This window comes from Microscilla marina ATCC 23134 (assembly GCF_000169175.1).
GTDB classification, from domain to species: domain Bacteria; phylum Bacteroidota; class Bacteroidia; order Cytophagales; family Microscillaceae; genus Microscilla; species Microscilla marina.
On sequence record NZ_AAWS01000048.1, the window covers coordinates 1 to 13,280 of the forward strand.

Consider the following 13,280-nt stretch of genomic DNA (forward strand, 5'->3'; position numbering starts at 1 on the left):
CTCACCCGGCACGCAAAGGCTTGCTCAACGTCCCATCGTGAAAACCTACTTCCTGGATGCGCTCCAAACCACGATTTTGCATGTATGCCTGGGCTGCTTTACTTTGAGCAAACGACCTTTGGAAGTGAGCAAAAGCCGCCGTCATTGTCTTTACGCGCACTTTTTCAGACACCATAGGCTGCGCCTGTGCTGGAGCCGCAGCCACTCCCCCACCAGTGGCACCTAACAGCGACTTACACTTCAAAATTGCCTCGTGTTTGCTCAACTTCTCCTGGTGCATCACAAAATCAATCACATCGATAGGCTTTCCGTGCACCTTGCAATTGCTGCTAAAGCAAAACACCGTGTCCGACTTCGGGAACATTTCCATACTCGGCTTTTTGTCATCGTGAAAAGGACAACACAGGCGGTTGCTTCCATTGACGCTTAAGCCGTAGTGGGCTAGAACGGTGGTGATGGAGAGATTTTGTTTAATATCTGAGATAGTCATAGTAAATTTTTTTGTTGTAGATTTATACAATTGCAAACATATTTATAATTGTATAAATATACAACTAAAGAAAAAGGTAAAACAAATAATATTGCATAGTAAGACACTAAAAAGTAAATTTGTAGTATAAATAAGCTATTAACACTATGGATTTTGCGAAAAAACTAAAAGATATAAGAAGTAAAAAAAGCCTTTCACAGAAAGAAGTGGCTCTAAGCGTTGGCATTGATCGCGGGCAATATTCGAGGTTTGAGAATGGTAAGGCTGAACCATCTCTAGCAACAATTAAGAAAATAGCACAGGCTTTAAATGTTAAATTGTCAGACTTATTTGCAGAAAATGATGAGCTTGATATTGATTCTTATGACAAAACACTGGTAGAAAAAATACAGTTGATTGAAGAATTAGATGAGGCGCAAAAACAGTCCTTGTACACAATGATTGATACTGCGGTGGCTCACAAACGCCTAAAGGATACATTAGCAAATGCAATCAACTTAGCCTCATAAGAAACAAAAAACCCTGCACTAAACTAGCACAGGGTTACACTTTAACAGATGACTATCCCAAATCGTCTGTCTTGCAAAAGTACAGACAATCATATACTTTCGCAACTCATAAACTCCTATCTTTCAGGTTCATAAGAAATAAAAAAGCCTGACTCAAGTGAATGAATCAGGCTGTATATTTATTGGGATAAACCAAGCCAGGATTAATCAGCCTCCCTTACCACCCTAATACCAAGAATTGGCTTAGTCTCATATGTAAATGCTTGCATTCTATAAAAAACAGAACAAACCATTGGCAAATCTCTCCAAGAGCCTCCACGAACAACTTTAAGTGCTCCAAACCTCTTATCAATAACCTTATTCACGGGGTTTCGTTTTGCGCTTCTTTCATAATAGTCATCATCAAACCAATCTTCACACCATTCACCTACATTTCCACTCATGTCATAGATACCCAATTCATTACCTTTTTTTAACCCTACTTCGTTTTGCTGGTCATCATCCCCTCCTACGTATAAAGCCGTTTTATCATGCCAGGAGACTTCTTCTGCATTGTTGCTACCCGCAAACAAATAACCTCGGCTTTTGACCCCACCCCGTGCTGCATACTCCCATTCCGCTTCGGTAGGCAAGCGATATTTCTTTTTTGTTGTATTGCTTAACCAGGCACAATAAGCTTTTGCTCCATCAAATGAAACTCTAGTAACTGGGTACCTTTCTGCACCCTTTATTACATAAAAACGCTTATTTGAGTATTTAATACTTGAATACTTATGTTTGATATTGATAAGGCTGTCTAAAAACCAAGTGCATTCTCCGTTATTAAGAAAAAGGACAAAATCTTGGTTAGTAATTTCAAATTTACTGATATAATAGCTGTCAAGTAAAACTTTGTGGGTAGGCTTGGCATCGGGCGCAAAGCGTGGACTTCCCATGTTAAATGCCCCTCCCTTTACAAAAACCATTTCTGGAGTACGAAAATCATTTTTCTGGGAGTAGACAAAGCCTGCAGTTCCCAAAGATACCAGAAACGTTGAACACATTATTTGAAAAAATAAGATCAGATATTTTTTTGTAGCCATCTAATTATAAATATTTAATTTTTGTTAATGCACAGGTTTTCTCTATAAAAAACCTGTGTTAAGGCGTATTGTATGGGTTGAAAGCTATTTATCAGGCAATATAAATGATTTTACTTTGTCACCCCTAATGATATTAAGCCCCTTTAATACAAGGTCAGTATACCCCAGTATGGGAGCAAGTGCACCTGCAAGAGAATACCCAAAATCAAAGTATGGATTATTATCTCCGCCATAAGTTCCAACTAGTGCCTTTCCCATGCTGGTTTTTTCAGATATAAAAGCTCTAGAATTTCTTCTAATAAAACCTGTATAACGCAAAATTAAGTTTTTCATGGGTTGATCAATCTGACCAGCAAAGGCAGCCCTATCAAGCCAACCTTTAAACGTATACTTACTTTGCGATAACTTGCTTAGTCGCTTAAAAGGACGAGGTGAACCTTTGCTATTATTATACTGGGAAGGATAGTTGTAATGTTTAGAATCCCCTTCAAGCGTGGCTCTCCTGTTAATTATCCCTTTGTCATTAAGAGTTATAAGCAGCCTACGAATCCTTACAATTTCTTGGCGACGTATGTGTCCGCTGGGGGTTTTGACAGATTGTAAGCTCCTGCTTAACGACCAAACAATAAGTGTATGCCTTGTTTGAGGAGAATTTTTATTTTCTACATACTCAATGTATTTATCTATTATTCTTTCTCTCACAAAGGGGTTTCCTTCCGATGAATTATTTCCTACTCCATTTCTCGAAGGCCACCTACCATGTTGTGCATCCAACATCGCATCTTGAGCTCTTCCCTGCGCTTCGTTTTCTTTAGTCCAATCATCCAGGCGCTTTTGTTCAATGGCATCATCACCTTCAGGAGCTAAGCCAGTAGGGTCATTTAATGAAATAGAATTATTAAAAGCGTATTGATAAGGGGTAATACTAGGCATCAAGGGGGCTAGTTCGTCTATTCCGTGGAAGCGTCCTAGCTGCGCGTCATATCTTCGGTATATCGTCTCATGCCAGTTCAACTCAAAGCTTTTCTCAAGCTCAGTCCCCGCATTATATTGATACCTATGCTCAGGCTTACCCTGCTTCTCAATCCCTCGCAGGTTCATTCCAAACGGATAATAATGATTCTCCTGTACAATCAGTTGCGGGGTATGCTCCACCACCATATCATCAAAGAATACTTCCTGGTCGCTTTCATTGGCGACGAAGGCTTGTAAGTATCCCCTTTCGGTAGCAGTATACGTTAGTTCCAGGTCTTGCCATTGTCCGGCGCCTGGGCTCAGATGAGCAATTTGTAACGAGGCGGTAACGGGCGTACCGTCTTTTTTATAAAATACCAATTTTAAGTAACCACTTGGTACCGTGGCGTTCGGGTTATTACCCCCGTTGTTAGGCGTAATACTCAGCCCTAAATTCAGTAGAAAAGGCGTGTTTTCTGTAGAGATTTCACCACTGTTTGAGTGGCCGTTTACTTGTCCCAGGGTCAGCCCCCAGTTCACCGCATTGCTATGGGTCACCGAACCCCCGGCGTAATAACCCTTCACTTTCACTTTTACCACATCGCCTTTGCTTACTTCCAGGTTGCGCAACATTCCTAGCGGCTCGGTGCTCGTTAGTTTGGCTACATGGTTGCTGGCGCTCGTCGGATCAGAAGAAATAATAACTTCTTTGTATTCGAAACCTTGCTGTTTATCGGTGGTAACATCTTCTAAATCAGCCCGGTAAATTTTCTTTTCTCCTTCCCTGAAAGCTACCCTCAAGTTACCTAAATGGTCTTTGTAATGATACTCATACACAAAGCCCGCGTTTCCGTCCAAAGTACCAGGTGCCAAAGCACGCCCTTCGGCAGTATGAACAAATTGCAATTCGTCGTTTTCGTAGACAAAACTCCCTATGTAATCGGTGCGGCTCGTTTGCGCGCCCGTGCTGTCAATGACTACCTTATTGAGTTTGATTCCAGCAGCATCATAAGTATAGACGATTTGCTGGTTTTTCTCAAAATTGATAATCGTAGGCAAATTTAAATAATTATAGACAATACTCGCTATTTTTTTGTTTTTATCTTCCACCAGGTTCCCGTTGGCGTCATAAATATAGTCGGGGTCTTGAGCGGTAGCGGTGTGTCCATCTCTAAAGTCTCCGGCTACGCCGGTGTTTTGGCTGTCTTCGGCATCGGCTACTCCCAACAATTGATTGCCCGCATAGGTATAGCTTAGGTCGTCAATGGTACCAAACACCATTGCCAGGTTGAGTTTACGCTCCAGCAAACCCTGGCGCTTAAGGCTCAGAATGTTGCCATTCAAGTCATAAGTCAGGTTGTTTACATCATACCGCCCGTTTTCTGCGGCGTTCGAAGAGGTATAACTGGCCGTTTTCAATCGGTTGAGCCCATCGTAGGTATAGTCATACTGGCGCTGCACCTGGTCTATGCTGCTTTGCCACACCATTCGCCCAATGTTGCCATTGAGGTAGTTTTGGGTGGCACCCTGGTCATATTTCAGTTCAAACCCAAAAATATCGCCGTCTACGCTGTGGGTGCTCAGGGTAGCATCGTTGAGGTGGGTCATCCAACCCCTGATGTTGTAACGAAAGTTGAGGGTTTGCAAAGCCTCAGTTGTCTGTTGTTTTTTTCCCAGCTTTTTGGTGATCAACTGCCCTATTTCGTTGTAAGCCAGCTTGCTTACCTGAGTCACCGAAGCCGTGGCAGGTTGGGCATTCGCCAAGGCTTCAGCCGTGGCGGCATCACGGTAAGTATAACCATTGGCAATGTCCTGGTAGGTTTCCAATACCCGGCCCGCGTGGTCGTATTTGGTCCACTGGGTCACATAATAAGTAGCCGCCGGACTGGTGGTTTGGTGTTTTACTACACTTTGCAACACTTTGCCATCAAAGGCATACTGGGTCATGGTCAGGTCACGACCATTTTTGTTGTTGTCGGCAATGGTTTGCAATACCCGCCCCCGGGCATCATAATAGCTGACCGTAGTCAACCATCCGGTGCGTTCGCCGTAGGCATCCAGCACCGCAGTTTTGGTAGCAGTTACCTGCCCTGTTACCTGGTAGTTTACGGGCTCGGTCGCCAAGCGGGCATCCAACCCGGCTATTGAGTAGTCGTAGGCAGTCTGGCCGTTTTTCCAGGCATAGTTGTCATAATAAGTCACCGAGTGCACATCCAGGGCGGTGTTCGGGAAGCTTACATTGGTATACCCATGGGTGCCCGCCAGGTCAAATTTTTCGTGGCTGGCGTATCCAGGGCTGCCAATTGGGCATCCAGGGCGTTTGTAGCGCCAAACGGGTTTGGGTGCTGGTGTACATGCCCGTCATCACAGGGCGGTTGAGCTGGTCATACTTGGTAAAACTCCACTTGCCCAGGTGGCGTTGGTTGGCATCTTGCGAAAGCACCAAACGGTCGCGTTTGTCATACACCATCATTACCTTGCCTGCCCCAGGCACTTCTTTGCTGATGAGTCGCCCCCGGGCATCGTAATAATAACGGTACCAAAGCTTGTCCAGCTGAGCATCAACCGCGGCAAAGTCCCAATTGGCCTCATCCAATGCTTTGACTGCCGCTGGAGGCAATACATAACTCAACTGACCAAAGTCGTTGTATACATAATAAGTTTGTGCCCAGGTGTGGGCGTCTACCCTGGCGCGTTTGAGTATGACTTGTCCCGACTTGTTTTTAAACTCTTCGGTTTGCTTGCCATCTTCATCGGTCACCCTTACCCGGCTGAGTTGCCCAGCCGCATAAAACCCTGCTACAGCAGGCTTGTTTTGGTCACTTTCTTTGATCTCAAAGGTAATGGCGGGGTCGGTATCGGCAATGCTAAAGCCCTCGCTTAGTACTATCTTGGGTTCTGCCTGATAATGGGTAACTGGTTGCCCATTGCTTTTGGTTTGGAGAGTGGACAGGGTCAATTCGCCTGGGCGAACCGTTACCTCCGCATTTGCCAACGCATTATTTACCTCCAACAACCTTACTTTGTCAAAAGATGCCGTGCTTGCCTGGTGGGGGTCAGGATTGGTCCACAAATCGGTGGTCACCCCTTTGCCCGCGCCTACCCAGCTATTGCCGGGGGCGTATTGTGCAAATGCTCGGTTGAGCGGTGAAGCCTCAAAAGTAGTCAGCGCGTAAGGCTTGCTGGTAGTGACTCGGTTGCCTCCGGCCCCATCGGCATAAAAACTTTCAATGGCGGTAATGGCATTGGGTTTAAAACCCTTCAGGTTTTCGCTAGAGGTATAGGGCAAATGGGTAAGCGGGGTACGACTTATTTCATCGTATACTACAGCCTTTACCACATCGGCTCCGCCCGGCGAAGTTTGTTGGCTCAGGCTTTGGATGGGTCTGCCCAAACCATCTAAATATACTTTGTCCCAAAAAGTTTGGCGATTGGTGACTGACAAGGCATCCAGGTTGGCCTGATTGGTTTCTTTTACCCGCAGGGTTTGTACCCCAGTAATGTTCAGGTCAGCCTCGGTTACATTGGCATAGGTGGGCATAATGCGCACCGGAATGGCCAGCTTTTCGCCCACACAACCCACTTTGTCGTTTTTGAGTGCCACATACATTACCTGGGTTTGGGTAAAATTGGCGGCATAGGTAGCGGTGTTGTTATCTGCCACCAGGCTGTGGTCGTCCTGGCTGGTATACCACACATACTCCTGTCCGGCTTGTGCCCCAGCCACGGTGAGGGTTTTCTGCCCGGCTTTTTCTATGCCCAAAGGCGCCCCTACCAGGGTAGGCTTGGGCAAACCAGTATAGGCTTCTACCAAAAAAGCAGTTTTGGGGCTTTCGCAACCGCCATGCGACAAAGAAACATAGTAAGTAGTGGTAGTGCTCAGCTTTTCGGTGAGTAAATAAGGTTTGCTGCCCACTTGTATGGGCGTGCTGTTGGGGTCGTCTTTGTACCAACGTACTATACCTGCCGTATTAGAGCTGCCCGTAGCCCTTAACAAGGTAGTAGAAGCGTTGCACAACAATGGGGCATCGGCTGCTACACCAGGCGCCAAAGGCACCAATAATGGGGTAACCGTAGTTTTGGGGCTGGTCATTACACAACCTTCGCCTATAGATGCCTCTGCCCATACTTCGTAATTGGTGTCTGATAAAAAACTATAGGTAAGGCTTGCCATATCTCCAGGGGTAGTAGAGATGGCGTTTGTGTCGCTTACTGGTCTTCTTTTCCAAACAAAAGAGGTAACGCCTCCGGGCAACCAAGGCAAAGTTACGCTTGTACTCTTATTTTTGCAAGAAGCCCCCAACAACACCGGGGAGGGCAAACTATTGCCCCCTATTACCAAACCTTCGCTCAAACAAGTAGGGGCTGTTTCCAGGTGTAACACATAGCGATTGAGGTGGTTGATAGGTGGCAAGTTACTAAAAACCCCGGTGCTGCTGGTGAAGGTTTCTTTGGTCACCCAATGCCTTACCGTGATGATATTAGTGAATAAAGAATCCTCCTGGTGTTTGAGGTGATAAATGACGCCAGACTCAGGGTTGTTAACCATGAGGTTTTGTCCACAGTTGGTAATGGTCAGGTCGCGCACACTCAGTGGGTTGATGGCGGCACTCGCGGTAAATTGGTGTGATACTAGGGCTTATGCACCCAGTATGTGCGTCTTTGAACCTGACCGATATGGTAGTAGTACTGCTTTTACTGAGGCAAAACCAAGGTAGGGACAGTAGTTGTGAAGCTTCTGCCGTTGCTGGTGGCCCACAAGTACTCAGAATAAAAATGGGCATAGCCCTGAATATTATTGATGCTCAGAGTAAGGTCGCTGCCACACTGGGCGGCAGAGGGGTTCTTGCCAATGCTGTAATTGCTCAGGTCAAAAGTAGGGGTGGCAATGCTTTGGGGCACGCTGTAACATCCCCCACCATTGGCTATTTTGGCTTGGTAGCGAATGGTTGACGACAGGCGCTCGGCGCTGGTCAGGTTAAACACCCCTGTAGTACTGCTGATATTGGCTACCTGGTGCCAAGTGTCCATTTCTCTTTCTTCTATGATCAAGTGGTAGGTTTCACCCGCATTTGCCCCGGTCAAAGTAACCGTTTCGCCGCAGTTGTTCACCTGGTAGGCAGGTGGGTTGGGCTGGGTGCCCGAAGTGACCACGAAAGGAATAAGCGGACTGGAAATAGGATTGTTTATGCCCAGAGTCACTCTTACGTAAAAAGTTTTTGAGCCATACACACTTCCTAAAAACAGTTGTTGGCTGCTGCCAATGGCTTGCTGGCTGGCGTTGAACCATTCGTAAGTAATATTGCCGGCATCGTCTCCTTCAGGAATATTGACTTGGTTGGTCCAGCCATTGATATTGATTTTTCCCGAAACCTCTCCGCCCCCGCACAAAAAGCTGGGGGAAGCATTCACAATGACAGGAAGCACCCGCACAAAATCTACTTTTTGGGGCACTCTGGCGCTTTCTACTCCAGAAGTAGTGTTATAAGAAGCCACATGTACCGTGCTATTGATAAGTTGCGAAGAAGCAATGGTAACGCTGGTGCCCTGGGCAAGCAAGGTACCCCCCGTGGCAGCATTGTACCAACGACAAGTAGTTCCATTGGCGCCTGGGGTAGCCTGGGCATTGTAGGTGTTGTTAAAAGTAGTGACCTGGCTCGCCACCGAAGCTTTTTTGATGACTTTTACTGCCACGCTACGGCTAGAAGCACAACCAGCAGCATTGTACCCTGTGACATTAAATGTAGTATTTTGGTAGAGCGCCGGGCTGGTAACCGAACTACCTGAACCACCGATAGGGTATATACCACCAGAAGCAGGCTGATATGTCCAGGAATAAGAGGTGCCTCCACTTGCGCTTAGGCTAACGGCGGCTCCTGCTGCCACCATTGTTTGGCTGGCACTCATGCCAACGCTGGGGTTTGGGTGGGGTACGCTAGACTTAGTAGCTGGGGTTATATTATAAGTAGTCATTTCAACAGTGATTTGCCCGGCATATATCACCCTGATCACGCCACCATTGTTGTCATTCCAGGTCACTCCTACTGTTCTTCCTGACCTGCTTGACAAGGTTCCATTGCCACTGACAATGCTCCAGCTATACTTAGAGAAGTCGATGTGCATTTCCTCTATCCCTGAAATCTCGGCAGTATACATCATAGATTGACCTACACACTCTATGGATGAAGCTTGACCAATGAGGATGTTTCTTGATTGTGCCTGGGCAAACTGCAAAGCCATTGCCCCCCATAAGATCAACAGCAAACCTGTGATTCGGCTCCACTTAAGCACTTCCTGATAATGTCTCATTTTTTGATCTCCTTATTTGTTCTTGTATTGATAAGTATACCTTTTCAAAATATTTCCTTCAAAATCGCGCAACAGTTGCAAACGATTCAACCCATCGTATTGGTAATAAATGGTTTGTTGGTTGGCATCGGTTTTAGACACCAAACCCACCAAAAGCCGATGGTTGAAGGTAGTCATTTGGGCATTTACGGGGTGTAGCCGTAACTCGTCGAGGTATACCCCCTGAGCTACGTTTACTGTCACCATGGTCGCATTATTGACCGTGGCTTGGTGCAACGACCAACCCGAAGGCAGTGTTTTTATCAACGAAGCTGCCGTGCCATTGACGGTTACCTGTCCACTGCCTTTTTGCCAAAAACTCACTTGGTAATTCCCCGAAGGCAAAGAGCTTCTTTGCAGGGTCGCCACCCCGTTGACGGCTTGCAAGCTCGTCATTCCTGTATGTTGCTCAGCAGCGGTTACTACCCAGGTAGGGGTGTTGGTGCTCCAGTGACCCCAATCGGTAGCGGTTTCGAAGCTGCTGTAGGCAATTTGCCCGGCGGTAGCATTCACCACGTGGGCCGTTACCTGCGATTTGTGCGCGTGGTCCCAGATAAAAGCACTACTGATATTATCGGCTGCTTTGGTTTCTGTCAGGTTGCCGTATTCAGACTCAAACGTATAAGCTTCTTTGAGTTTTAAGTATACAAAGTTTCCGGCACCGTCTACCTGGTATACATCTGCCATGTTGCTTAATGGGGCAGCCAATTCTGTTGCATATTTTTTGGTGGGGAATAGCTTACTGCCCACTTCGGTAAACTCGGTATAGGTGGCGCCCACTGCCTGGTTGTCTATCAGGCTGATGCTGAGCACTGGGGTTGCCAACATGTATCTAGTAGACAATAACTCGGCGGTTCTATGCATTTTGCTGGTAAAGGGCAAATTCGCCAAGGCATCTTGTGGATAGTAATTTTTGGTTACTATAGTTTGCCCTTTGCTATTGGTAGTTTCGGTTTTGGTCAAGAAGGTATGTTGGGTATTGTTCATTGGATCCAGTGGGTTTTCATAGTAATACTTGCTCACTGTTTTCATTTCTCGTTGAGAAGTACCCGCCAAATCGCCATTGTCATAAAAGTATTGGTAATTGTCCACCTGGTCTAAACGGTGCCACGCCGAAACCAATGGGCGGTGAGTAACTACCATGGTATTGGTTCCTGGCTCTTTTACATCGGCTAGGCACACTGAGCGTTTCGTCCACCGTGCTGTAATACCATGTGCCTGTTGGTGGTTAATGTCTTCTTTGCTCTTTAAAGTAGTATAGTAGTTTTCGGTGGCCTGCAAAATACGTCCGTGTACATCGTAGGTGCGTTGCTTGAGCAAATGCCCCCTTTGCCAGTCGTTGTCTTTGCTTCCATCGTCAAGCACAAAAGAGTACTCGTGCTCAGTCCTACCGTTGGAGCCCGCCTCACCCAAAAGCACGGCTACATTGGTATAGCCAATGGGGCTGCCTTTGGTATAGCCTCCCCGCAATACGCTTGACGAAGAAAGGCTCACCGATTGACAAACAACTTCGGTACAAGCTGCCCCTGGGTGGTTAGTTTCCCGTACGTTATATTCTCGTTTGGTGTCGTAGCTTGGCATCAGGCCGGGTAAATACCCACTGCTTGCTTTTTTATTGGCAAATTGGTGGTACAAGTATTCTTTCACCAAGTCGTTGCCTTGATTCAGCCCATCGGTCATGGTCACTTTGGCAATGCGCAAGCCAGGGCCGGGTTTGTCGCAACCATCGCTGGCTTTGTTCTTGGCATAATCTATCCTGATGTGGGCAGATACAGTGGCTTGGTTGTCGGGCAGGAAGTTAGCTGCAGCCCAGGCGCTGGCCTCCAATATATAAGTGCCCGGTGCCATGTGTAATCTGTGCAACCCAGTCTTGTTCATAGAAAAGTAGGTGCCCAAATTATTTGTATCGCCGCGTATAGGTATCAATATTTGTCCAAAGACTTCACTTTCAGTAATGTCGTGGTCTACCACCGCAATATGTACACTTACCCACTGGGTGGTATCCAATACAAAAGTAATGCGTTTGCTTTGCCTGCCATTGTGCAGCTTGCCGAAGCTTGTGCCTACTTGAGTGGTAGTGGCTACTTTTTCTATATAGCCATTGCAGCTTTTGCTGTCGAAGAATATATTAGATTCCCACTTGAAAGAAGCTTCGCCCCCGGTGGGATAGGTCATTTTGGTGAGTACTCCTATTTTTACCGTTTCAGGATTTACCTCCCGGTTGGCTCCTTTGTGTACGATTGAACCATTTTCGTTGATATAGTCAGGAATGAGGGTGGAGTTTTGGGCGCCATTGTAGTAACCCCAATGGTCTATGGCCATGCTCCCCTGACGAGACACTGAGCCAGGGTTTGATTGTCGATGATAACTAAACTCGTAGGCACCTTTGGTCAGGTTTCCCTGAGGAGCCACTTGTTGTACTTTGGTGAGCAACAGGTAGCCTTTATATGGGCTGGGCAGGGGTGGTCCCATGTAGCCAAAGCTTAATTGGTGGGTTTGTACAGTGTTTCCATTGGTCGATACTACCTCTATTCTGTCCAGGGCTTTGTCCTGATAGTCTTTACGGTTTTCGGCAGTTTCGTGAAACACGACCTTGTGCCCGGTTTTCGCTCTAATTTCTTTGATGTGTAGCCTTCCCGATACTTTTACCTCGTGGTAGCTCCTCGACTGGCTATTGGAGCCATTGCATAGGTTTTGCCCAATGGTTTGGCTATAGCTACGACTTTCAGAAACCGTGGCCCGGTAACCAATTTCACCAGATGACATCGTATACACAAAATTGATTTCATCGTCTCCGTTTACAGATACTATTTTTTTGAGGTACCAGGCAGAAATATACCTGTCGCCGCTTCCTTGGCCTCCAGCTTCATTGTACATAGAAGTTTCTTCGGTAAAACCTGCTCCTCCAAAGGTATATTTGGTACCATCGGGCAAGGTAATCGTCCAATCACTACGGATCACTGTACTGTCTATATCAGTAGGGATTTCTATTTTCACGTCTTGGTAGGGTATGGTATAGGCAGCAAGCAAGCCGGCAGCATTTCTTTTGATAAAGAACTTGCCCGAAGCACCTCCTACATTAAAAGAATACAGGTCGGGTTGGGTATCTTTGATCCGCCCATTGGCTACGCCGTCCAAAAAAACCCAGTCGTCATGGTTGGTATAGGGGGCATAACCAGAGTCTCCTTTGATTGGGTTTTCCAGCGACCAATATCCGTCGGGAGCGTTGTCTGACTTGCCTTTCACCGTTCGGGTGATGACTCCACCAGCATTGAGCGCCCAGCCAAGTCCTACCCAACTGGGGGTTTCGTTGGGCTGAAAGCCGGCATAGTGGTAACTAAGCGATACAGGAACGCTCAAAGTGCGGCTTTTGAGTTGATAAATGGGTACACTTACGTTGGGTATTCCTGTATATAAACTCACGGGTACATCGGCAAATTTTTCGAGGGCTGCCGCGTTGGGTGATGGGGGAACATTTTGTGTTTGTGCCTGCACAATGTGTGCTGTTAAACACAAACAAAGCATCATCCTTATTGCCAGCACCATTGCTTTTGTTGTTTGGGTAGATGTATTGATCATTATTTATTAATTTCAATTATAAAATGTAGACCTTATTTATTGGGTAATATTTGCCTGAAACAATAAACAAGGTTTGAGCAAAAACTTATCTAATATTTCTATACCCATTTGTTGGAGGCATTCCGGACAAAATCTTCGGATTTTTTTTAAACTTTCTTTTTTTCGCTGTATTCAGTGGTTTTTATTTTGCTTTATAACTTGACATTATGATAAGTACTAATAGTGTCTGATGGTTTTTGAATGCGCTATTTTGCCCTAAAAATAACACAAGCAAGCCCCTACGAAGGAACTTGCCTGTTTTTAATTATTACCCTTGCT

At 46.1% G+C, this 13,280-nt stretch carries 7 protein-coding genes; 1 reads left to right on the forward strand and 6 read right to left on the reverse strand.

The genetic code is table 11. The features are described from left to right. Position 1: 1 nt before the first annotated feature. Positions 2-490, reverse strand: a complete 489-nt coding sequence (locus M23134_RS29565; RefSeq protein WP_075164088.1) for a CHC2 zinc finger domain-containing protein — start codon at positions 488-490, stop codon at positions 2-4. Positions 491-636: 146 nt separating this feature from the next. On the opposite strand from M23134_RS29565, the gene M23134_RS39110 reads away from it, so the two are divergent. Further along, positions 637-999: a helix-turn-helix domain-containing protein gene (locus M23134_RS39110; protein ID WP_002702747.1), complete on the forward strand. Its 363-nt coding sequence runs from the start codon at positions 637-639 to the stop codon at positions 997-999. Between the two features lie 203 nt (positions 1,000-1,202). On the opposite strand, the gene M23134_RS29575 is transcribed toward M23134_RS39110, so the two are convergent. The 5 genes from M23134_RS29575 to M23134_RS29595 all read right to left on the reverse strand — a co-directional run bounded on the left by M23134_RS29575 (position 1,203) and on the right by M23134_RS29595 (position 12,962). Then, a complete protein-coding gene (locus M23134_RS29575; protein WP_053337414.1) occupies positions 1,203-2,081 on the reverse strand; it encodes a formylglycine-generating enzyme family protein in 879 nt (292 codons plus the stop codon). A gap of 84 nt (positions 2,082-2,165) precedes the next feature. Next, positions 2,166-5,246 (reverse strand): RHS repeat domain-containing protein, encoded by a 3,081-nt coding sequence (locus M23134_RS29580; RefSeq protein ID WP_002702749.1) that lies wholly within the window; start codon positions 5,244-5,246, stop codon positions 2,166-2,168. A gap of 55 nt (positions 5,247-5,301) precedes the next feature. Continuing rightward, the gene (locus tag M23134_RS29585) at positions 5,302-7,623 is read right to left on the reverse strand and encodes a DUF6443 domain-containing protein (RefSeq protein WP_002702750.1); all 2,322 of its coding nucleotides are present in this window, start codon (positions 7,621-7,623) and stop codon (positions 5,302-5,304) included. Positions 7,624-7,730: 107 nt separating this feature from the next. After that, positions 7,731-9,344: an immunoglobulin domain-containing protein gene (locus M23134_RS29590; RefSeq protein WP_002702751.1), complete on the reverse strand. Its 1,614-nt coding sequence runs from the start codon at positions 9,342-9,344 to the stop codon at positions 7,731-7,733. A gap of 12 nt (positions 9,345-9,356) precedes the next feature. Next, entirely contained in the window at positions 9,357-12,962 is a 3,606-nt protein-coding gene (locus M23134_RS29595) for a hypothetical protein (protein ID WP_002702752.1), read from the reverse strand. Positions 12,963-13,280 lie beyond the last annotated feature (318 nt).